We start from the raw sequence: 21,151 nt of genomic DNA, 5'->3' as shown, positions 1-21,151 counted from the left end.
AGCATGATCGTGCCGTGCATCGTGAACGCCTGGTTGAACTGCTCGTTCGACATGATCTGCAGACCCGGCCGGGCCAGCTCGGCGCGCATGAACAGTGCCATCACGCCACCGATGACGAAGAACGCGAACGACGTCGCCAGATACAGCGTGCCGATCGTCTTGTGGTCCGTGGTCGTCAGCCACTTGAGGTGCCTCATACCCCGCCTGTGTCCGAGCCCCGCCCGGACGTCACACTGCACGCACGCGACGAGAATCACGAAAACGGGTGTGACGATCGAGAAGGTGCCGGACACGAACGGGACATGAGCAACGACGAGATCTTCGCCGCTGCCTACCGCGAGCACTACTGGGCGGTCAGCCGCTATGTCGCACGGCGACTGGAGGGGCGGGCCGGCGAGGTGGAGGAAGTGGTGGCGGAGGTGTTCACGGTCGCCTGGCGGCGCCGGGCCGACCTGCCGCCCTCCCCGCTGCCCTGGCTGTACGGCGTGGCACGCAACTGCCTGGCCAACGCGGTACGCGGCCACGGCCGCCGCCGCCGGCTCGTCGACCGGCTCGGCAACGACGACACCGCGCACGGGCGGCACATCGCGACGGGCCCCGAGGCCGACGTACCCGGCGCCTGGGTCCACGAGGCGCTGTCCCGCCTCTCCGCGGCCGACCAGGAGGTGCTGCGCCTGACGGCCTGGGAGGAACTCGGCATCGACGAGGTCGCGGTGGCCCTCGGCTGCGGCGGCCGGGCCGCCGCCATGCGGCTGCACCGCGCCCGCCGCCGGCTGAGAGCCGAGATCGACCGCATGGCCCCCGAGCAGGCCACGGCCGGCGCGCACTCCATGGGAGGGCGGGACGATGACTGACGCGTCGTCCGCGACGAGCGGTGGCCCCTGCCTGCCACGCCGCGTCTTCGCCGCCCGAACCTGCCTCAGGAGCGGGGAAGTGACGGCTGGTGAGATCCGGCTCCGTACCTCGGCACCCACGGCCGGCTCCCCGTGCCCCCGGCCCGCCGCCCGCATGACCGCCCCGAAGGAACACGGCCATGGCTGACGAACTCGAACTGCTCCGCGGCGCCAACCCGGTGCCGCACGACGGCCCCCACCTCGGCGACGGACCCCTGGACCACGACGCCGAGCGCCGGCTCGAACGTCTGCTGCGTGAACGGCCCTCCCGCCGCCTGCTGCCCGGCCCGGGCCGGCCCCGGCTGGCCTGGGGGCTCGTGGCCACGGCCGTCGTCGCCGCCCTGACCCTCACCCTCGTGCTGAGCGGACCGGACACCACTCCGGCCGTCGCCGCGCCCCGCCCGCTGGTGGTGCGGGCCGGCTCCACCCCCGTGCCCCTGGACCGGCTGGCCGAACGGGCCGAGCAGGCCGCGGCGGACGGCTCGCCCCGCCTGCGCAAGGGCACCCACGTGCAGTCCTGGAGCCTGGGCATGTCGGACGACAAGCCCCCGATCACCCTGCCCGAGGAACGCATCGTGCGCTGGCGGGCCGATGCCAGTCACACCGAGCTCGTCGTGGCCACCGACCCGAGGCATCCGGGCCGCCCGGTCCTCTCCGCCGCGGGCGGCGAGCCCCACCTCGTCGACGACGGACACGTGATCAGTGACCGGACCTATCCGCCGAGCTGGAGTGACGCACCGCCCAAGTCCCCTCCGCCGAGCGACCCCGCGCGGCTGCGCGCCTACCTGACGGAGGCCCAGTACGACGACGGGCCGCTGACCACGCCCCAACTGCTCGACGCCGTCGAGGTACTGCTCGACCACTGGACCCTCGGCGCCCGGGAGACCGCGGCGCTCGTCCGGCTCCTGGCCGACGCCGAGGGGCTGCGGCCGGTCGGCCAGGTGACCGACCGGCTGGGCCGGCGCGGCCAGGCGTACGTGTACGACGGCTCCGGCGTCCGCCACATGCTGATCACGGACCCGGCCACCGGTGCCGTCCTCGGCCTGGAGAGCACCTTCACCGCCGACGAACCGGAGTACGGCGTCAAGAAGGGCGACGTGATGTCCTACAGCGCCTGGATGCGCTGATCACACGCCGGGCGGACCCTACTCGTCCCAGGCCTGGATCAGGGTCTGCTCGGTGATCTTTCCGCCGCGCAGCGAGATCATGGACTCGGACAGGACGCGCACGCCGTCCGCGTACTGGCAGCTCTCGCTGTAGGCGGCCTCGTCGCCCTGGACGACGCACCTCTCCAGCTTGTGCGTCATGTCGCGGCTGTAGACGTCCTCCAGCATCCGGCCGATCTCGTCCCGGCCGTGCAGGACCTTGGGGTGACTGGGCTGGGTCGTGCGGTCCACGATGCGGAGTTCCGCGTCGTCGGCGTAGAGGGAGAGCAGCATCTCCGGGGTCTGTCCTTCCACGCCCCGGCGCAGGATCTCTCGGTCGAAGGCGGGGTCTGCCGCGGTTCCCATGATGACCTCCTTCGAAGGGCCGCGACCCGACGGGGAGCGGGCCGCGAGAAGCCTCACCCCCTGAGCTTCCTCCCGCCCGCCGGGCTCGGCAAGCGCAGCCGGGCCACCGGTCCTCACCCGGGCGGCTCAGTCGGCCGCCGCCAGGAACTGGGTCGCCGCCAGCTCCGCGTAGAGCGGGTCGGAGGTCACGAGTTCGCGGTGGGTGCCGACGGCCCGGACCCGGCCCGCGTCCATCACCACGATCCGGTCGGCCATCGTCACCGTGGACAGCCGGTGCGCCACGACGAGGACCGTGGTCGTACGGGCCACGTCCGCGACGGTGTCGCGCAGCGCCGCCTCGTTCACCGCGTCCAGCTGCGAGGTCGCCTCGTCGAGCAGCAGCAGCCGGGGGCGGCGCAGCAGGGCGCGGGCGATGGCGACGCGCTGCCGCTCACCGCCCGACAGCTTGGTGCCGCGGTGCCCGACGAGCGTGTCGAGCCCCGCGGGCAGCCGGGACACCAGACCGTCGAGACGGGTCGTCTTCAGCACTCGCGCGAGCGCGTCCTCGTCCGCCTCCGGGTTGCCCAGCAGCAGGTTGTCCCGCAGCGAGCCCGACAGGACCGGCGCGTCCTGCTCCACGTAGCCGATCGAGGCCCGCAGCCGGGGCAGCTCCCAGTCGGACAGGTCCCGGCCGTCGAGCGTGATCACGCCGGAGTCGGGGTCGTAGAACCGCTCGATCAGCGAGAAGACGGTGGTCTTGCCGGCGCCGGACGGGCCCACGAACGCCGTCATGCCCTGCGCGGGCACGGCGAACGTCACGCCGTGGTGGACGTACGGCAGGTCCTCGGCATAGCGGAAGCGGACGTCGTCGAAGGCGAGGGCGGCGGGTCGCTCGCCGGGGGAGGGCCGCGGCGCGAACCGGGTGGACGGCTCGGCGGGCAGGCGCAGCGCCTCCTGTATGCGGGTGAGGGCCGCGGCACCCGTCTGGTACTGCGTGACGGCGCCGACGACCTGCTGTATCGGCGACATCAGGTAGAAGACGTACAGCAGGAACGCGACCAGCGTGCCCACGTCGACGGCGCCGGTCGCGACGCGCGCGCCGCCCACCGCGAGCACCGTGATGAAGGCGACCTGCATGGAGAGCCCCGCGGTGTTGCCCGCGGCCGCCGACCACCTGGCCGCCCGCACGCTCTGCCGCCAGGACTCCTCGGCCGCCTCGTGCAGCGTGACCTCCTCCCGGTGCTCGGCACCGGACGCCTTCACGGTGCGCAGGGCGCCGAGGACCCGTTCCAGCGAGGCACCCATGACACCCACCGCGTCCTGCGCCCGCCGGCTCGCCTTGTTGATACGCGGCACGATCACGCCGAGGATCACCCCCGCACCCGCGATCACGGCCAGCGTGACGCCCAGCAGCACGACATCCACCAGGCCCATCATCACGATCGTCGCGACGAGGGTGAGACCACCGGTGCCCAGACCGACCAGCGAGTTGGTGGTGACCTGGCGCAGCAGCGTCGTGTCGGAGGTGATGCGGGCCATCAGATCCCCGGGTTCGCTGCGGTCCACGGCCGTGATCCGCAGCCGCAGCAGATACGACGACAGCGCGCGCCGCGCCCCGAGCACCACCGACTCGGCGGTGCGCTGCAGTACGTACGAACCCAGCGCCCCTATCACCGCGTTGGCCAGCACCAGCGCCGACATCGCCAGCAGCGCCCCGGTGATGGCCCGGTCGTGCGACAGGTCGTCGATCAGGCCCTTGGCCACCAGCGGCAGCAGCAGCCCGGTCGCCCCGGTGACCAGCGAGAGCACGGCACCGGCGGCCAGGGACCAGCGGTGCGGCCGGACGTATCCGAGGAGCAGCCGCCAGGGAGGCACGGCGGTATCGGTCGCTGCGAGGCTCACGTCGCTCCTTCGGCGTCGGGCGGAGCGTTCAGGCTACGGCTCGGGCCTCGTGCGGTGCCCGGTATTTCGCCGGTGGGCGAACTCGTGATCATGCGTCTGAGGTGGCCGATCCGTGCCCCTTACCGATCAGTCACGCGTAGGGTCGGAAGGGACGGATCCGGCCGACGAAGGAGTCAGCGCGATGGCGCAGGAAGTACGCGGTGTGATCGCACCCGGCAAGGACGAGCCGGTGCGCATCGAGACGATCGTCGTGCCCGACCCCGGCCCCGGAGAGGCGGTCGTGGCCGTCCAGGCCTGCGGGGTGTGCCACACCGACCTGCACTACAAGCAGGGCGGCATCAGCGACGACTTCCCGTTCCTGCTCGGCCATGAGGCCGCGGGCGTGGTCGAGGCGGTCGGCGACGGCGTCACCGACGTCGAGCCCGGCGACTTCGTGATCCTCAACTGGCGCGCGGTGTGCGGGAAGTGCCGGGCCTGTCTGCGCGGGCGGCCCTGGTACTGCTTCGACACCCACAACGCCGGGCAGAAGATGACCCTCGCCTCGACCGGCCAGGAGCTCTCCCCGGCCCTCGGCATCGGCGCCTTCGCCGAGAAGACGCTGGTCGCCGCCGGACAGTGCACCAAGGTCGCCCCGGAGGTCGCCCCGCAGGTGGCGGGGCTGCTCGGCTGCGGTGTCATGGCCGGCATCGGCGCCGCGATCAACACGGGCAACGTCGGCCGGGGCGACACGGTCGCCGTCATCGGCTGCGGCGGCGTCGGTGACGCGGCCGTCGCCGGTTCGCAGCTGGCCGGAGCGGCGCGGATCATCGCCGTCGACATCGACGACCGCAAGCTGGAGACCGCCCGGTCGATGGGCGCCACCCACACCGTCAACTCGCGCGAGACCGACCCGGTCGAGGCCATCCGCGAGCTGACCGGCGGCTTCGGCGCCGACGTCGTCATCGAGGCGGTCGGCCGCCCGGAGACGTACAAGCAGGCCTTCTACGCCCGCGACCTTGCCGGCACGGTCGTCCTCGTCGGCGTGCCCACCCCGGAGATGAAGCTCGAACTGCCGCTGCTCGACGTCTTCGGCCGCGGCGGATCGCTCAAGTCGAGCTGGTACGGCGACTGCCTGCCCTCCCGCGACTTCCCCATGCTGATCGACCTGCATCTGCAAGGGCGCCTGGACCTCGGGGCGTTCGTCACCGAGACCATCCAGCTCGACGAGGTGGAGAAGGCGTTCGAGCGGATGCACCACGGCGACGTGCTGCGCTCGGTGGTGGTGCTCTGATGGCCACCCGAGTCGAACACCTCGTCACCTCCGGCCAGTTCAGCCTCGACGGCGGCACCTGGGACGTCGACAACAACGTGTGGATCGTCGGCGACGACCACGAGGCGGTCGTCATCGACGCCGCCCACGACGCCGACGCCATCGCCCGGGCCGTCGGGGACCGCCGGCTCACGGCCATCGTGTGCACCCACGCCCACAACGACCACATCGACGCCGCCCCCGCCCTCGCCGAGCGCACCGGCGCCACGATCTGGCTGCACCACGACGACCTGCCGCTGTGGAAGCAGACCCACCCGGACCGCGCGCCCGACGCCTGGCTGGTCGACGGCCAGACGATCGAGGCCGGCGGCGCCGACCTGCGCGTCCTGCACACCCCGGGGCACGCGCCCGGCGCGGTGTGCCTGTACGACCCCGGTCTCGCCACCGTCTTCACCGGAGACACCCTCTTCCAGGGCGGCCCCGGCGCCACCGGCCGCTCCTTCTCGCACTTCCCGACGATCATCGACTCGATCCGCGACCGGCTGCTCACGCTGCCGCCCGCGACGAAGGTCCTCACCGGGCACGGGGACGCCACGACCATCGGTGCGGAGGCGCCCCACCTCCAGGAGTGGATCACCCGGGGGCACTGACCGCGTGTCGCCCGCAAAAGGCGACAGAGGATGTCCGGCTTACCCGTCACCCTGAATGCGACGAGCAGCCAAGATCACGGGAGGTCGGACATGTCAGCTCCGCTGAAGGGCAAGGTCGCACTGGTCGCCGGTGCGACCCGGGGCGCCGGACGGGGCATGGCGGTGGAACTCGGCGCGGCGGGCGCCACCGTCTACGTCACCGGACGCAGCACGCGCACCCGCCGCTCGGAGTACGACCGGCCCGAGACCATCGAGGACACCGCCGACCTGGTCACCGAGGCCGGCGGACAGGGCATCGCCGTACCCACCGACCACCTCGACCCGGCACAGGTCCGCACCCTCGTGGAGCGGATCGACGACGAGCAGGGGCGCCTCGACGTCCTCGTCAACGACATCTGGGGCGGCGAGAAGCTCTTCGCATGGGACGCCCCGGTCTGGGAGCACGACCTCGACAACGGGCTGCACCTGCTCCGGCTCGCCGTCGAGACACACGCGATCACCAGCCACCACGCCCTGCCCCTGCTGCTGCGTCACCCCGGCGGCCTGGTCGTCGAGGTCACCGACGGCACCGCCGACTACAACCGCGACAACTACCGCGTGAGCTTCTTCTACGACCTCGCCAAGACGTCCGTTCTGCGCATGGCCTTCGCCCTCGGCCACGAGCTCGGCCCGCGCGGCGCCACCGCCGTCGCCCTCACCCCCGGCTGGCTCCGCTCGGAGATCATGCTGGAGGGCTTCGAGGTGCGGGAGGAGAACTGGCGCGACGCCCTGGAGCGCGTCCCCCACTTCGCCATCTCGGAGACCCCGCGCTACGTCGGCCGGGCCGTGGCCGCGCTCGCCGCCGACCCGGAGGTGGCGCGCTGGAACGGCCAGTCCCTCTCCAGCGGCGGCCTCGCCCAGGTCTACGGCTTCACCGATGTGGACGGCAGCCGCCCGGACGCCTGGCGCTACCTCGTCGAGGTCCAGGACGCGGGCAAGCCGGCCGACACCAGCGGCTACCGCTGAGCCACTGGCCTCCTTGCATCGGACCACGTACAGGATGCGCGTCGCTGTCCCGGGGCTGAGCACGCCGGGGACCAGTGCGCCCGAGACCGTTCGGGGCGTGCGGCTGAGTAGGCTCACTCCTGCTCAGTCCACAGGAACGGTACGGGGTTCTCATCACCGGCGGGGCACGCGGCATCGGCGCCGCCACCGCCCGCCGGTTCGCTGGGGAAGGCGCGTGGGTCCTGGTGGCCGACCAGGACCCGGCGGCGGCCACGCGAACCGCGCGGGCCCTGCGGGACCAGGGACTCACCGCCGAGGGGCGCGCGTGCGACGTGGCCGACCAGGCGGCGGTCGAGGCCGCCGTAGCCCACGCCGTGGACACGCTCGGCGCGCTCGACGTTCTGGTCAACAGCGCCGCCCACTGCTCGCCCGACGCGCCCCTCTTCGAGTACGAACCGGACGAGTCGTGGGCGCGCGACCTCGACGTCCCCCTGTCCGGCGCGTACCGCTGCTGCCGTGCCGCACTGCCACACCTGGCCGCCTCGGGGCGCGGCGCCGTCGCCGCTATCGGCTCCGTCAACGGCATGCAGGCGCGGTGAACTATGTCACCGTTTCGACGCAGGCTGAACTCCCGCACAACCGAACCGCCCCTTCGCCCGTCTAGCTGGCAGAACACCGCAGACCATCTCCGCGAAAGGGCAGGACGAGCCATGGGGGACGTACGCAGACGGGGAGCCGTCGCACTCGGGGTCACCGGCCTGGTGGCACCGCTCACACTCGCGCTCGGCGCCACCCCGGCGCAGGCCGCGAGCTGCACCACACAGACCGGCCCGTACCAGAAGCAGGTGGAGAGGTTCCTCGGCCGTCCGGTCGACGGCAAGCAGTCCGCCACCGACTGCAAGGCGATCCGCGCCTTCCAGACCAAGCACGGCATCTCCCCGAACGCCGGCTACGCCGGACCCGTCACCTGGGGCGTGATGGACCTGATGCTGAAGCAGAAGGCCGTCGGGACGAACCCCAACAAGGACGGCAAGTGCCCGGTCAACAAGGGCCGGATCGCCTGTGTGAACCTGACCCTCCAGCTGAGCTGGATCCAGGACGGCAAGAAGCTCGTCTACGGTCCCGTCCCGGTCCGCACGGGCCGCGACGGCGACGAGACCCGCACGGGCCTGAAGAAGATCTACTGGCGCAACATCGACCACGTCTCCTCCATCTACGACGTGCCGATGCCCTACGCCCAGTTCTTCGACGGCGGTCAGGCCTTCCACCAGGCGAGCGTCAGCATGTGGAACCCGCCCGGCTCGCGCGGCTGCGTCAACATGACCAAGACCGACGCCAAGAAGTACTGGTCGCTGCTGAAGAAGAACGACGACGTCTTCGTGTACGGCCGCAAGCCGGGCACCTGATCCCAGGCACCCGGCCCGCAAGCCTCCTACTGGGGCGCGTCCCCGAAGTCCGGGATCTCCAGCCGGACCCCGCCCTGCCGCGCGGACTCGTGCGCGATGATGCCCGGCAAGGTGTAGCGGGCGGCCACCCACGCGTTCACCGACGGCAGGGTGCGCGAGTTGACGGCGGTCACGAAGTCGTCCACCAGGAAGTGGTGGCTGCCCTCGTGGCCGTTGTGCAGGTTGTCGAACTCCCTCGGCAGCCGCTCCCGGTCGTGCACGGGCGCCGACCCGGAGGTGAAGGCGGCCCGCAGCTCCGGCGCGATGTGCTGCAGCGACGGGTCGTCGGGAGCCATGGTGGGCTTGGGCTCCAGCAGTTCGCTGATGTCCTTCACGCCCTGCTTGTCCTGCCACAGGGCGACCGTGGCGAGCTGTTCCATGCTCGCCTCGGTGCCGAAGAAGCGGAAGCGCGACTCGCGTATGTGCGAGGGGTAGCCGACCCGCCGGAACTCGTTCGTACGGAACGAGCCGCCGCCGGCGACCTCGAACAGCGCGGTGGCGTTGGAGAAGTCGTTGCCGAACTGGCTGACGTCCTTGTCGAAGACGCCGTCGCCCCGGTCGTCGAGGACACCGATCGCCGACACGCTCACGGCGTGCGTCTGCCAGGCGCCCAGCACCCCGCCGATGGCGTGCGTCGGGTACAGCAGCGGGGGATAGCTGGCGGTGGCCTTCCAGTTCTCGCCGCCGCTGTACTGGTAGGCCTCGTAGAAGCCCAGGTCCATGTCGTGGACGTAGTCGCCCTCGGCGTAGAAGAGCCGCCCGAAGGCGCCCTCGGCGATCTGGTTGCGGGCGTGCACGGTCGCCGGGTTGTACTCGCTGGTCTCGCCCATCATGTACGTCAGGCCGGTGGCCTTGACCGTGTCGATGATCGCCGCGATCTCCTCCGTGCTGATCGCCATGGGAACCGCGGAGTACACGTGCTTGCCGGCGTTGAGGCCCTGCAGCACCAGCGGACCGTGCGTCCAGCGCTGGGTGAAGATCGCGACCGCGTCGACGTCCTCCGACTCCAGCATGGCCTGGTACGACGGGAAGGTACCGGCGAGGCCCTGCGCGGCGGCGAGCTGTTCGGCCCGCTCGGGCAGCAGGTCGGTGACGTAGACGTCGCTGACGCCGGGGTGGGCCTGGAAAAGGGTGGCGAACTGGCCCGAGAACTGTCCGGCGCCGACGATGCCGATGGAGAACGTCATGGGAGACATGCCCTTCACTGTGCGGGTGATCACTGCGAGAGGATCAGGTTGATCTGGTCGTTGGTCTGGTCGAGGCTGCTGACGGGCTTTCCGTTCCCGTAGATGTCCTCCATCGCCGGCTGCATGAGCGCCGTCATGTCCGCGGAGTAGCTGGCGATCGGGTACGAGAAGGTCCGGGCGTGCTTCTTGTCGGCCACCGGGTCGGTGAACGACGAGACGTCGAGGCCCTTCTTCCGGTACGCGGCGACGGCGGCCTCGGTGCCGGCCGCGGTGGCGGGGAAGACGACGCCGTACTTGCCGACGACGGTCTGGCACTTGTCCGAGGCCAGATACGCCACCCACTTCTTGGCGCCCGCCTTGTTCCTGGAGGCCTTGGTGACGGAGTCGGCGAGGCCGTTCATCATGGTGGCGCGCTTGCCGGTCGGACCGACCGGCGTCCGGGCGGTCTTCATGTCCCGGCCCTTGAAGCCCGCGTAGGTGGAGATCATCCAGGCCCCGTCGAAGGTGGTGGCCGCCTTCCCCGCCGCGATCTGCGTGTTCTGCTGGTTGGACTGGATGTTGTAGTCCGACAGCGGCGGCATGTAGCCCTTCTTCGCCAGGCCGAAGTACCAGTCGACGACCGACTGGAAGGTCTTGCTGTCGTACTGGTACTTCGTGCCCCAGCGCGGCTTGTTCAGGTAGTTCCACCCGGCGGAGCCGGTGAAGGGGCTCCACTGCGTCTGGCCGTCGCCGAAGCCGCCGCCGCCCGTGGCCATGCCGTACACCTTGACGTTGTTCTTGTCGAAGCCCGGCTCGTCGCCCCGCTTGCCCTTCCTGTCGATCGTGAGGTGGGCGATGGCCTGCTCGAAGGTGCCGCCGTCCTTCGGGTTCCAGGACAGGCTGTTGAGCTGCTCGGCGCTGAGCCCGGCCTCCTCGGTCATCTTCGAGTTGTAGAACAGCGAGACGGTGTCCCAGTCCTTCGGAGTGCCGTAGCGGTGGCCGTCCTTGCCGACCCAGTTGGCGGCGAGGCCCGGCTGGTAGTCGGAGTCCTTGATGCCGAGGTCGTCGAGCGGTTCGAGGACCTTCAGATCGGCGAACTGGCCGAAGTTCTGGATGTGGTCGGTGAACACGTCCGGCGCGGTGCCGGCGATGAACCCGGCGGTGAGCTTGGTCCAGTAGTCGCTCCAGCCGAGCTGCGTGATCTTCACCTTCAGCCCCGGGTTCTCCTTCTCGAACCCCTTGGCGCAGGCCTGGTAGGCGGGCAGCTGGTTGGCGTCCCACAGCCAGTACGTGACCGTGTTCGCGGAGGATCCGGCGGCGCCTGACTGCGCGCATCCGCTGACCAGGGACAGCGCCAGCGCTCCGGTCGCCGCTATGAGCGGACGAAGTCGAATTCGCATCACAGTCCCCTTACTTGATCCCGGTGAAGCCGATGGAGCTGACGATGCGGCGCGCGAAGCAGGCGAAGAGCACGAGCATCGGCAGCGCGGCGATCAGCGTCGCCGCCATGAGCCCGGACCAGTCGACGCCGGTCGCCGGGGTCTGCGCCCGGAAGACCGCCAGTGCCACGGTCAGCACCCGCGAGCTGTCGCTGTAGGAGACCATCAGCGGCCAGAAGTAGTCGTTCCAGGAGGTGATGTACGTCAGCACGCCCAGCGTGATGATCGGCGTGGACGCCATCGGCAGCACCACCCGGAAGAAGATCTTGATCTTCCCGGCGCCGTCGAGCAGCGCGGCCTCCTCGACCTCACTCGGGATGTTCATGAAGAACTGCCGCAGGAAGAACACCGCGAACGGCGTCATGAACATGGTGGGCAGCGCGATACCGAGGAGCGTGTCGATCAGGTGCAGTTGCTTGATGAGCACGAAGTTCGGCAGCAGTGTGAAGATGGCCGGCACCATCATCCCGGCCAGGAACAGCCCGAAGACCTTGTCCCGGCCCCGCCAGCGCAGCCGTGAGAAGGCGTACGCGGCCATCGCGGAGAAGAAGATCTGGCAGCCGGTGATCAGGGTCGAGACCAGCACGGAGTTGAGCAGGTAGCGCCAGAAGTCGAGCCCGCCGCCCGCGCCGCCCTGTTTGACGGCCTCCTCGGCCGACTGCAGTCCCAGGGCCCGCTCGAATCCGCTTGTGGTGAGGTCCACCGGCAGCGGGTTGGTCGGGTCGGCGCTCAGGCCGGCGTTGGTGGAGAGCGCGGTGCGCAGGATCCAGTAGAACGGCAGCAGGGTGATGAGGACGATCAGTCCCATCACGGTCCAGGCGGCGGCTCGCCCGAAGGGGAACCTGCGCCGGACCGGCCGCAGGGTCGTGGGCGTCGTTGTCGTCACGGTGGCCATGTCGGTGTCTCCCTTCCGTCAGCCGAGGTCGGTCCGGCCGGCCCGGGTGAGCCGGTACTGGAGGATGGTGATCGCGCTCAGCACGACCAGCAGGGCGACGGACATGGCCGAGGCGTAGCCGAACTGGAAGCGCCCGAAGGCGGAGCCGTAGATGTAGAACTGGAGCACGTTGGTCGCGTTCGCCGGACCGCCCGCGGTGGTCACCGCGACGGTGTCGAACACCTGGAACGACCCGATCACGGTCATGATCAGCACGACCGCGAGGATCGGCCGCAGCAGCGGCATGGTGATCCGCCAGAACATCCGCCACTCGCTCGCGCCGTCTACCCTGGCCGCCTCGTACATGTCGTTCGGGATCGCCTGGAGGCCGGCGAAGAGCAGCAGGGCGGTGTAGCCGACGTGCCGCCACACGTTGATGAGCGCGATCGTCGGGATGGCCCAGGTCTCGTCGGCGAGGAACGGGATGCGGTCGGCGCCGAGTGCGCTGATGATCTCGTTGCCGATGCCGAGCTGTGTGTCGAGGATCCATAGCCAGACGAGGCCGGCCACGACGTTCGACATCAGGTACGGCGTGAGCACGATCCCGCGCAGCATCGCCGACTGGGTCAGCCGCTGCAGCAGGACGGCCATGGCGAGCGCAGCGACCGTCTGCACGCCGATGTTGATCACGACGTACTCGACGGTGACCCACAGCGAGTCCCAGAAGATGGGGTCGTTGACCATGCGGACGTAGTTGTCCAGGCCGACCCACTCCGCCGGCGTCAGCAGGTTGAAGCGGGTGAAGCTCAGGTAGATGCCCCGGAGCGTCGGCCAGAGCAGGAAGACCAGGAAGCCGAGCAGCGCCGGCGCGATGAACACCGCGGCCAGCCGTCCGTCTCCCCGGTTGTCCCCCACCTCGGTCCGGCGTGTCCTGGGTTTGCTGCGTGCCTCCGCGGCGCCGCCCGCGGGCAGACGCGACGGAGGACTGCTGGAGGCGATGGTCATCGGGCGACTCCCTCGCATACGGCGGCTCGTCCTCTGGCGGGACTTACTTTTGGTGCGAAACAATTGCTGCGTCAAGGGGTGCGCAAACATCTTTTCGCAGGAACCCTCATCGCCTTAGAGTGGTCATGTTGGTTTCGGTGTGAAAAAAAGGGCTGAGGGGAGTCGGACGTACATGACCGCAGGCACCGCCGACTGGCTGCCGCTGAGCGCGGGGGAGCGCTCCGTGGCGATCGAAGTACTCGTCCACGGCCCGCTGTCCCGGACCGAGCTCGCCCGGAGGCTGGGACTGTCGCCCGGCAGCCTCACCCGGCTGACCAAGCCGCTGATCGAGTCGAACCTGCTGGTCGAGGCGGCCGAGGCCGGAGCGCCTGCGGAGACCCGCCAGGGCCGTCCCTCGCAGCCGCTGGACATCGTCGCCGACTCCGGTTCCTTCCTCGGCTTCAAGATCACCGAGGATACGGTCTACTGCGTCGTCACCACCCTCCGCAGCCACATCGTCGCCCGCCACGACCGTCCGCTCACCACCCACGACCCCGCCGGGGTCGCCGATGTGCTCGGCGCCATGACCGCCGAACTGGCCGCCGAGCACCCCCGGCTCGCCGGGATCGGCATCGGGGTCGGCGGCTTCGTCCGGGACCGTGCCGTGGTCGGAGAGTCCCCGTTCCTGCTGTGGCGCGACGTCCCCCTCGGCGAACTCGTCGAGGAGCGCACCGGACTGCCCGTGGTCGTCGAGAACGACGTCGCCGCCCTGGTCGAGGCGGAGACCTGGTTCGGCGCCGGGCGCGGTCTGGACCGCTTCGCCGTCCTCACCATCGGCGCCGGCATCGGCTACGGGCTCGTCCTGGGCGGGAAGCGGGTGTCCTGCGCCGAGGAGGACCGCGGCTTCGGCCGTCACTGGATCGTGGACCCGAGCGGCCCGCTCACCCCGGACGGCCGGCGCGGCAGCGCCGTCTCGCTGCTGACCATCCCCAACATCCGCTACCAGGTCCAGGCCGCCACCGGCCGCGACCGGACCTACGAGGAGATCCTCGCGCTGGCCGCCGCCGGGGAGCCGATGCCCGCCCGGGTCATCGGCGAGGCCGCACGCGCGCTGGGCACGCTCGTCGCCCAGATCTCCAACTTCGTGATGCCGCAGAAGATCCTGCTGGCGGGGGAGGGGGTCGGGCTGATGGATGTGGCGGGCGACACGGTCGAGGAGGTCATCCGCGACAACCGGCACCCCCTGGCCGCACCGGTCGATCTCGAGACGAAGGTGTCCGATTTTCACGACTGGGCGCGCGGCGCCGCCGTGCTGGCTATCAAGGTGCTGGTCCTGGGATCGGCCGAAGCGTGAACAGCCTCACGTTTACCGGGAGATGGACGTGATCAGTAACACTGTCCGGAATGCCCGATTGGCTCGTGATTACTCACATCGTCTTCACGTCCGGGATCGTATGCTTCACAGCATGTCCACCACTGTTGAATCCTCATCCGAGCGATCGGCTGACGAGGTCAACGAGGAGATCCGGGCCCTGTGGCGCCGGTCGGGCGGGACACTGAGTGTCGAGCAGCGCGAGGAGTACCGGCGGCTCGTCCTGGAGTGGGCCGCCGCGGCCCCGCAGTCCGTGCCGGCGGCCTGAGCGTCATTCAGATCCGCGGACACCCCGGACCCTCGTCCCCCGGGCACCCCTGACCAAGGGGGTGCCCTTCTTTCATGCACCTCTCTCATGCGCCCCGGACGTCCGCCGAGGCGCCCCCGATCCGGCAGCCATCATCCCCAAGTGGCCGAGTAGTACTGCCGATACGCCTTGCGGTCCTGCTCCGTGCGGATCCAGCGGGTAGCCACCAGGGCGAGGAGGCTGCCCGCGATGACGAGCAGGCCGGGGCCGACGTTGCGCGGGTCGGTGAGGCGGGTCAGCACCCCCGCCACGTCCTCGCCCGTCACCGGTGCCGACGAGCCGGGCGAAGCGGCACCCGAGGCCGACGGCGCGGGCGCGGCGCCACCGGCCTGCTCGGCCACGATCAGCTTGACTCCCAGCTCGGTCAGCGCCTTCGTCACCGGCTGGAAGAACGTCGTGCCGCCCGCCCTGCAGTCCCCGCTGCCGCCCGAGGTCAGGCCGAGCGCGATCCCGTCGGCGAACATCGGGCCGCCGCTGTCGCCCGGTTCGGCGCACACGTTCGTCTCGATCAGCCCGGTGACCGTGCCCTCGGGGTAGTTGACCGTCGCGTTCAGCGCCGTCACCTCGCCCTCGCGCAACCCGCTGGTGCTGCCGCTGCGGAAGATCTTCTCCCCGACCTCGGCATCGGCCACACCCGTGATCCGCACACCCTCGCCCTCGCCGACCGCGACGACCTCCGCGCCCTTGCCCGCCTTGCCGCTGTCGTACTTCACCAGGGAGTAGTCGTCGCCGGGAAAGCTCCCCTTCAGCGACGTGCCGACCTGGTCGCGGCCCCGGTCGTCGGAGAACCAGACGGAGCCGTCGGGTCCGCAGTGCCCCGCCGTGAGGATGTAGTCGGTCGTCCCGTCCGTCACGTTGAAGCCCGCGGAACAGCGTCCGGCGGTCGACAGGATCGGCTCCGCGCCGTTGATGCGCGTCGTGAACGTGCCCTCGGTGCGCTCCATGCGCACAAAGCCGCCGATGCCGTCCGCGACCTCGGTCAGCCGGGACCAGTCGGACGAGGAGACCGTGCTGTCGCCCCGCACGACGACCTGGTTGTTCTGATAGTCCAGGGCCCAGGAGGTCCCGGCCACCCGCGGCGCCGAACGCAGCGTCGACGTGGCGGACTTGAGGGCGCTCATGCTGTGGCGCACCATCTTTGCCTTGGCGCCCGCGCGCTCGACCTCGGCGGCCGCCTTCTCGTCGGTGACCGCGACGACCGGGCGCCCGGACGAGTCGACCCAGCTGCCCGCCGTGCGGGAGGTCCCGAGCCGGGACACGAGGTCGGTGCCCATGCCCGTGCCCGGCTTCGCCGAATAGGGCACGCCGACGGTCGAGCCGGGGGGCTCGCTCGCCACAGCGGTGGTGACCATCGTTCCTCCGAGGAGGAGTCCGCCGACGGCCGCCAGCTGTGTCACTCGCCGGACGACCCGTCGTCGTGCGTGCCTCATGCATGGCTCCCGAACCCGAACATCGCGGTGCGAACACCGCGGGGCCCTCCTTGAGTTGAGCGCCCTGTTCTCCATACGGAGCGGAGCCGCGCCGTGTTCAGCGCGCGCGTGATCTCTTCACCGCCGGGCCGGTGACCGGAGCGGCCGGGGCCGCGAGCAGCGCCAGGCTCCGGGTGTCGCCCCACACCGAGGCCGGATCGACATAGGGCCGCAGCAGGGCGGTGAGCTCGCGGTCCCCGCGCCCGTTCAGCTCGTCGGAGGCGATCTTGCGGGCGATCCCGGCCAGGAAGTCCGCCACCTGCACCCGCGCGTCCTCGCGCGCGACGACGAGCCGCAGCCCGGCCAGTGCGACCCCCGCACGCCGGGCCGCCTCCCCGATCCACGCGATGCGGTCGGGCGTCAGCATGTTCTGCCGGTCGTGCACCAGACGGACCTCCCGCCCGTCCCCGCTCCAGAGCGCGGACGTTCGCACGATCGCCGGGAGCAGCGGGTTGAGCACCGGGATCAGGGGCGGTCCGTCCAGGAAGCCGGCCCGATAGGACACCGCGCGGGACCGGGTCGCCCCGAGCCGGGCCAGGACCCTCCCGGCGTCGGTGTGCGGATGCGCCTGCCGCAGGGCGTCGACCGTGTCGTAGAACCCCTCGACGGGGGCGCCCGGCTCTCCGTTGTTGCGGACCCGCAGGAGCCTGTTGGCCGCCTCCAGAAAGGCCCGCCAGCCCTCCTCCCCGAAGGTCCGGCGTCCCTCGCGGAACAGGACGACCGCCGCGGCCGGGTCGCCCAGCAGCAGACCGGCCGTCCGGTCCACCACGAAGAACGACTTCTCCATGAGATGCACCCGCGCCTGCCCGTGTATCGGGCCCTCCGGCACCAGCAGCCACTCCAGCACCGCGCGGTGCTTCTCCCGCAGCAGGTGGTTCGCCTTGTACTCCTCCGCTGGCGATCTGATCCGGTCCCGGATCTCCCGTACGGCCGCCGCGGCCGACGTCACGGACAGCGAGACACTGGCGTGCGCGAACACGTCCGTGTTCCCGCCGGTGAGGTTCTCGCCGTCCGACCCCGACTCGTCGCAGGCGATCTCCAGGAACCGCCCGCCGGCCCCGCCCCGCACCCCGTCCGTAAGATTCCCGCTCACCGCACAGCCTTCTATCGTGTGACCATGACCAGGATCCCGCACGAGACGTCCGGTGAACCGAATCCGCTGCGAGTCCTCTCCCTCGACCGCCTCCGTCGCCGTACGAGCATGAAGTGGCGCACCTACCCGGAGGACGTGCTGCCCCTGTGGGTGGCCGAGATGGACGTGCCGCTCGCCGAGCCCGTCGTGCGGGCCGTCACCGACGCACTCGCCCTCGGGGACACCGGCTACCCCGCCGGCACGGCCTACGCGGAGGCGCTGGCGGCCTTCGCCGAGAAGCGGTGGAACTGGGACGGGCTCGCCGTGGAGCGCACCGCGATCGTGCCCGACGTCATGCTGGGCGTCGTCGAGATGCTCAAGCTGGTCACCGGGAGCGGGGACGCGGTGGTCGTGAACCCGCCGGTGTATCCGCCGTTCTACCAGTTCATCGCGCACATGGACCGGCGTGTGGCGGAGGCTCCGCTCGGGGCGGACGGGCGTATCGACCCCGGTGCCCTGGAGGAGTCCTTCCGGCAGGCGGTCTCGGGCGGAGGGCGGGCCGCCTACCTGCTGTGCAGCCCGCACAACCCGACCGGCGTCGTCCACACGGAGGAGGAACTGTCCGCCGTCGCCGCGCTCGCCGAGCGGTACGGCGTGCGGGTCGTCGCCGACGAGATCCACGCGCCGCTGGTGGTCGGTGGCAGGGACTTCGTGCCGTACCTGAGCGTGCCGGGCGCCGAGCGCGGCCTGTCGCTGATGTCGGCCTCGAAGGCCTGGAACCTCGCCGGGCTCAAGGCCGCCCTCGCGATCGCCGGGCCAGGGGCCGTCGCCGACCTGGCCCGGATGCCCGAGGAGGTCGGGCACGGACCGAGCCACGTCGGCATCATCGCCCACACCGCCGCCCTGCGTGACGGCGTCGCCTGGCTGGACGCCCTGCTGACCGGCCTCGACACCAACCGGCGGTTGCTCGCGGATCTGCTGGCCGAGCACCTGCCCGCGGTCCGCTACCGCCCGGGTGACGCCACCTACCTCGCCTGGCTCGACTGCCGCGCGCTCGGCCTCGGCGGGGACCCGGCGGACGTTTTCCTGCACCGCGGCCGTGTGGCCCTCAACTCCGGCCTGCCCTTCGGCACCGGCGGCGCCGGGCACGTCCGCCTCAACCTGGCGGCCTCGCCCGAGGTGATCACGGAAGCGGTGCGCGCGATGGCCGCCGCGCTGCGCTGACCCGGGGGCGCGCCGCGCGGGTCACGCTCATACACTGCCCGCCATGGACGACAGTGCGCTGGACGAACTGGGTGCGGGCAAATACCTGCTGATCACCAGCTACCGCAGGAACGGTACGCCGGTCGCCACCCCCGTCTGGGTGGTACGCGACGGGGACGCGCTCGGCGTCTGGACGGTGGCCGACTCCTGGAAGGTCAAGCGGATCCGCAACCGCGCCGACGTCCTGGTCGGCCCCTGTGACCTGCGCGGCAACCCCACCGGCGAGCCGGTGCCCGCGACGGCGGAGATCAGCGACCCCGCCACCACCGCCCGCTACCGGAAGCTGATCGCCCGCAAGTACGGCCTCACGGGCCGGCTCACCCTGCTCGGCAGCCGGCTGCGCCGGGGCCTGGACGGCACCGTGGGTCTGCGGATCGTTCTCGCACCCCAAGACGCCGAGCCCGCAGGCTGAAGGACGGTCAGCTCCAGGCCCGGTACGGCTCGTCCAGCAGCTGGAAGACCGGCTCGCTCCGTACCGGGTCCTTGGCCGTGGAGAGCCGCACCCGGTCCCCGCTGTGGATGCCGATCGGCGGGCCCATCACCCGGCCGCGCACGACGAACCCCTCGGCCATCTCGATCATGGACACATTGCGCGCCGCGGGTGTGTTGCGGTGCACCACCGTGGAGTGGCGCACCGTGCCCGTGCCCTCGCTGCGCTCCGTCCGCAGGTCGCTGCCCCGGCAGACCGGACACAGCAGGCGGTGGAACATGGCGGTGCCGCACCAGGTGCAGCGCTGGAAGAGGATGGCGTCCGTGTCCTGGGCCCTCGGGTCGAGGAGACCCATGGAGGATCCGGCGGCCTGCTGAGTGACGCTTCCTGGGTGGTGGTACACGCTGGTCAACTCCCTGCACTCGGGCGGAATCCCGGGTGCGCGGTCTCCCGCGCACACGCGTGCCCGGTTCGCCGTGCCACCGTGCACGCAGCACAGCGTATGGCACTCAGTGCCACTCGTAAAGGCACTCCGTACCCTCGAATGTGCGGACCTTCAGGATCGCCCCAGCGTCGACTCGATCTCCTGCACGACCCGCCACAGAGGCGCTCCGCGCCGCGAGACGACGACCACCACGTCCTCCGGCTGCGGGTCCGCCACCGGTGCCGGCGTGCTGCCGAAGGCCGACTGCACGTACGCCAGCGCGTGGTCCACCGTGGCGCCGGCCTCGTCCTGTCCGTCCGAACGCAGCCAGGAGCGCAGCGCGTTGTTGTGTGCCGCGACCACCGCCGCCGCGATCACGTCGGCCTGCAGGGTCCCGTCCCGGCGGGCCGCGAAACGCCGGCGCAGATACTCGGCGAGGGCGCGCTCGTAGCGCCACACCACCGACAGTTCGTAGGCGCGCAGCCCGGGGACCTGCTTGGTCAGGCGGTAACGCTGGACGGAGAACGTCGGGTTCTCGGCGTACATCCGCAGCACGAGCCGCGCCGCGTCGCAGACCCGCCGCACGGGCTCGTCGTCGTCCGAGCCCTCCGCCAGGAAGGCCGTCATGTCGGCCAGGCACCGCTCGTGGTCCGGGAAGACCACGTCCTCCTTGGAGGGGAAGTAGCGGAAGAACGAGCGCCGTCCGACGCCGGCGAGCGCCACGATGTCGTCGACGGTGGTCTGCTCGTAACCCCGCTCGAGGAACAACTGGAAGGCCGCCGCCACCAGGGCGTCCCGCATCGGCGGCTTTCCGTTCCCGAGGTCGGCTTTCTCGGAGCTCATGGGCTGGAACGTAGCACCCGAAAGGCCGCCGATGGCACTCAGTGCAGTCATCGGAAGGAACTGAGTGCTCTCTGAACTCCTGGCCCGGAAGCCGCGTATCTAGCGGCGGAACGATCCTCGAAGACGGGCGCCTGTGAGCCCGGACGGAAGGAGAGCAGCGTGTCGACACCGTCCGAGCCCCGGCAGCCGCACGACGGCCCGGCCCTCGAACCCATACGCGTCCTGCGGCCCCGCCGCACCGACGGGCTGGCCGAACTGATGCGGGAGTACCGGGAACAGACCGCCTCCGCGTCCGGCGTACCCGAGTCCGGCGGCTACGAATCCGTCGCTCTGCCGGGACCGCCGCCCGGCTCCGAGGCCCTGACGCAGGAGATCCCGCCGGTGGCCCGAGCCCGCCGTGACGGCCGTGCCGTACGCCCCGGATCCGGACTGCGCCGCGCCGCCACAGCGGTGGCGGTCGTCGCGGCGGCGGTGATCGGCTTCGGCGGTGCGCTGCTGCTCCGCGGCGAGAAGACCGAGGACACCGCGGCCCCCGCCCCCCGCCCGACCGCGTCCGCCCCCACGCCTGCCGCTACGCCCACCCCCACCCCACCCGCCGCCGTTCCGGCCGACCCCGACGGCCCCGGCACCCTTCGCGAGGGAGCCACCGGCCCCGAGGTCACCGAACTCCAGGAACGCCTCCTGCGCATCCCGGACGTCTACCGGGACGGCTCCACCAGCGGCAGCTACGACCCCACCCTGACCGCGGCGGTAGCCCGTTTCCAACTCTGGTACGGCATCCGCGGCGACGAGACAGGCGTCTACGGCAACGACACCCGCACGGCCCTGGAGTCCCGCACCGCGGCGAACACGAGCTGACGGGCGTCGCCTGCCTCTGCTGTCGGGTCGCATCGGC

General features: G+C 71.0%; 22 protein-coding genes and 1 pseudogene. 12 read left to right on the top strand and 11 right to left on the bottom strand.

Going from position 1 to position 21,151, the window contains the following annotated elements; all coding sequences use genetic code 11:
* A partial coding sequence (locus ACFZBT_RS23875) for a cbb3-type cytochrome c oxidase subunit I (protein ID WP_391106632.1) occupies nucleotides 1-197 on the bottom strand: 197 nt, incomplete at its 3' end.
* A gap of 105 nt (nucleotides 198-302) precedes the next feature.
* On the opposite strand from ACFZBT_RS23875, the gene ACFZBT_RS23870 reads away from it, so the two are divergent.
* Together ACFZBT_RS23870 and ACFZBT_RS23865 are read left to right on the top strand one after the other, a co-directional pair.
* On the top strand, nucleotides 303-854 hold the full coding sequence (locus ACFZBT_RS23870; protein WP_391106629.1) for a sigma-70 family RNA polymerase sigma factor: 552 nt from the start codon (nucleotides 303-305) through the stop codon (nucleotides 852-854).
* A 179-nt stretch (nucleotides 855-1,033) separates the two neighbouring features.
* Entirely contained in the window at nucleotides 1,034-2,020 is a 987-nt protein-coding gene (locus ACFZBT_RS23865; RefSeq protein WP_391106626.1) for a CU044_5270 family protein, read from the top strand.
* An 18-nt stretch (nucleotides 2,021-2,038) separates the two neighbouring features.
* On the opposite strand, the gene ACFZBT_RS23860 is transcribed toward ACFZBT_RS23865, so the two are convergent.
* A complete protein-coding gene (locus ACFZBT_RS23860; RefSeq protein WP_391106624.1) occupies nucleotides 2,039-2,404 on the bottom strand; it encodes a nuclear transport factor 2 family protein in 366 nt (121 codons plus the stop codon).
* A gap of 126 nt (nucleotides 2,405-2,530) precedes the next feature.
* The gene (locus ACFZBT_RS23855; protein ID WP_391106621.1) at nucleotides 2,531-4,285 is read right to left on the bottom strand and encodes an ABC transporter transmembrane domain-containing protein; all 1,755 of its coding nucleotides are present in this window, start codon (nucleotides 4,283-4,285) and stop codon (nucleotides 2,531-2,533) included.
* A gap of 181 nt (nucleotides 4,286-4,466) precedes the next feature.
* Between ACFZBT_RS23855 and ACFZBT_RS23850 the strand changes: the two genes are divergently transcribed.
* The 5 genes and pseudogenes from ACFZBT_RS23850 (at nucleotide 4,467) to ACFZBT_RS23830 (ending at nucleotide 8,574) form a co-directional block, all read left to right on the top strand.
* The gene (locus tag ACFZBT_RS23850) at nucleotides 4,467-5,555 is read left to right on the top strand and encodes an S-(hydroxymethyl)mycothiol dehydrogenase (RefSeq protein ID WP_391106618.1); all 1,089 of its coding nucleotides are present in this window, start codon (nucleotides 4,467-4,469) and stop codon (nucleotides 5,553-5,555) included.
* Nucleotides 5,555-6,184 (top strand): MBL fold metallo-hydrolase, encoded by a 630-nt coding sequence (locus ACFZBT_RS23845; RefSeq protein WP_391106615.1) that lies wholly within the window; start codon nucleotides 5,555-5,557, stop codon nucleotides 6,182-6,184. Before ACFZBT_RS23850 ends, ACFZBT_RS23845 begins: the two co-directional genes overlap by 1 nt.
* Before the next feature lie 90 nt (nucleotides 6,185-6,274).
* Nucleotides 6,275-7,189: an SDR family oxidoreductase gene (locus ACFZBT_RS23840; RefSeq protein ID WP_391106612.1), complete on the top strand. Its 915-nt coding sequence runs from the start codon at nucleotides 6,275-6,277 to the stop codon at nucleotides 7,187-7,189.
* A gap of 119 nt (nucleotides 7,190-7,308) precedes the next feature.
* Nucleotides 7,309-7,758 (top strand): annotated as a pseudogene (locus ACFZBT_RS23835) (SDR family NAD(P)-dependent oxidoreductase); the annotation flags it as partial.
* Nucleotides 7,759-7,878: 120 nt separating this feature from the next.
* Nucleotides 7,879-8,574, top strand: a complete 696-nt coding sequence (locus ACFZBT_RS23830; RefSeq protein ID WP_391106609.1) for a L,D-transpeptidase family protein — start codon at nucleotides 7,879-7,881, stop codon at nucleotides 8,572-8,574.
* 26 nt (nucleotides 8,575-8,600) lie between these two features.
* Here the strand turns inward: ACFZBT_RS23830 and ACFZBT_RS23825 are convergent, their stop codons facing one another.
* From ACFZBT_RS23825 to ACFZBT_RS23810, 4 genes are read right to left on the bottom strand one after another with little or no spacing between them, the layout of a single operon-like run.
* Nucleotides 8,601-9,800, bottom strand: a complete 1,200-nt coding sequence (locus ACFZBT_RS23825) for a Gfo/Idh/MocA family oxidoreductase (protein ID WP_391106644.1) — start codon at nucleotides 9,798-9,800, stop codon at nucleotides 8,601-8,603.
* A 29-nt stretch (nucleotides 9,801-9,829) separates the two neighbouring features.
* A complete protein-coding gene (locus ACFZBT_RS23820) occupies nucleotides 9,830-11,179 on the bottom strand; it encodes an extracellular solute-binding protein (RefSeq protein ID WP_391106606.1) in 1,350 nt (449 codons plus the stop codon).
* Between the two features lie 10 nt (nucleotides 11,180-11,189).
* Nucleotides 11,190-12,113 (bottom strand): ABC transporter permease subunit, encoded by a 924-nt coding sequence (locus ACFZBT_RS23815; RefSeq protein ID WP_391106603.1) that lies wholly within the window; start codon nucleotides 12,111-12,113, stop codon nucleotides 11,190-11,192.
* Nucleotides 12,114-12,131: 18 nt separating this feature from the next.
* Nucleotides 12,132-13,097, bottom strand: a complete 966-nt coding sequence (locus ACFZBT_RS23810; protein WP_391106600.1) for an ABC transporter permease subunit — start codon at nucleotides 13,095-13,097, stop codon at nucleotides 12,132-12,134.
* Nucleotides 13,098-13,269: 172 nt separating this feature from the next.
* Between ACFZBT_RS23810 and ACFZBT_RS23805 the strand changes: the two genes are divergently transcribed.
* Nucleotides 13,270-14,430 carry an ROK family protein gene (locus ACFZBT_RS23805; RefSeq protein ID WP_391106597.1) on the top strand — a complete coding sequence of 387 codons (1,161 nt, stop codon included), beginning with the start codon at nucleotides 13,270-13,272 and terminating at the stop codon, nucleotides 14,428-14,430.
* A gap of 100 nt (nucleotides 14,431-14,530) precedes the next feature.
* On the top strand, nucleotides 14,531-14,716 hold the full coding sequence (locus ACFZBT_RS23800; protein WP_189727635.1) for a hypothetical protein: 186 nt from the start codon (nucleotides 14,531-14,533) through the stop codon (nucleotides 14,714-14,716).
* A 131-nt stretch (nucleotides 14,717-14,847) separates the two neighbouring features.
* On the opposite strand, the gene ACFZBT_RS23795 is transcribed toward ACFZBT_RS23800, so the two are convergent.
* Nucleotides 14,848-16,185, bottom strand: coding sequence for an alpha-lytic protease prodomain-containing protein (locus tag ACFZBT_RS23795; RefSeq protein ID WP_391106593.1), 1,338 nt, complete (start codon nucleotides 16,183-16,185; stop codon nucleotides 14,848-14,850).
* Nucleotides 16,186-16,282: 97 nt separating this feature from the next.
* A complete protein-coding gene (locus ACFZBT_RS23790; protein WP_391106590.1) occupies nucleotides 16,283-17,317 on the bottom strand; it encodes a hypothetical protein in 1,035 nt (344 codons plus the stop codon).
* A gap of 24 nt (nucleotides 17,318-17,341) precedes the next feature.
* Between ACFZBT_RS23790 and ACFZBT_RS23785 the strand changes: the two genes are divergently transcribed.
* A complete protein-coding gene (locus tag ACFZBT_RS23785; protein ID WP_391106587.1) occupies nucleotides 17,342-18,520 on the top strand; it encodes an aminotransferase class I/II-fold pyridoxal phosphate-dependent enzyme in 1,179 nt (392 codons plus the stop codon).
* A gap of 43 nt (nucleotides 18,521-18,563) precedes the next feature.
* Nucleotides 18,564-18,971 (top strand): PPOX class F420-dependent oxidoreductase, encoded by a 408-nt coding sequence (locus ACFZBT_RS23780; RefSeq protein ID WP_391106584.1) that lies wholly within the window; start codon nucleotides 18,564-18,566, stop codon nucleotides 18,969-18,971.
* A 7-nt stretch (nucleotides 18,972-18,978) separates the two neighbouring features.
* Here ACFZBT_RS23780 and ACFZBT_RS23775 read toward each other — a convergent pair whose 3' ends face one another.
* Nucleotides 18,979-19,392: a zinc ribbon domain-containing protein gene (locus ACFZBT_RS23775; protein WP_391106582.1), complete on the bottom strand. Its 414-nt coding sequence runs from the start codon at nucleotides 19,390-19,392 to the stop codon at nucleotides 18,979-18,981.
* Between the two features lie 153 nt (nucleotides 19,393-19,545).
* Nucleotides 19,546-20,256: a TetR family transcriptional regulator gene (locus tag ACFZBT_RS23770; RefSeq protein WP_391106580.1), complete on the bottom strand. Its 711-nt coding sequence runs from the start codon at nucleotides 20,254-20,256 to the stop codon at nucleotides 19,546-19,548.
* Between the two features lie 159 nt (nucleotides 20,257-20,415).
* Here ACFZBT_RS23770 and ACFZBT_RS23765 point away from each other — a divergent pair, with 159 nt between their 5' ends.
* Nucleotides 20,416-21,114 (top strand): peptidoglycan-binding protein, encoded by a 699-nt coding sequence (locus ACFZBT_RS23765; protein WP_391106577.1) that lies wholly within the window; start codon nucleotides 20,416-20,418, stop codon nucleotides 21,112-21,114.
* Nucleotides 21,115-21,151: the final 37 nt, after the last annotated feature.

The sequence above is a fragment of the Streptomyces sp. NPDC008137 genome (assembly GCF_042957035.1).
Taxonomy (GTDB): Bacteria; Actinomycetota; Actinomycetes; order Streptomycetales; family Streptomycetaceae; genus Streptomyces.
The sequence above is the reverse complement of the archived record's forward strand: the minus strand, read 5'-3'. Positions and strand labels throughout refer to the sequence as shown.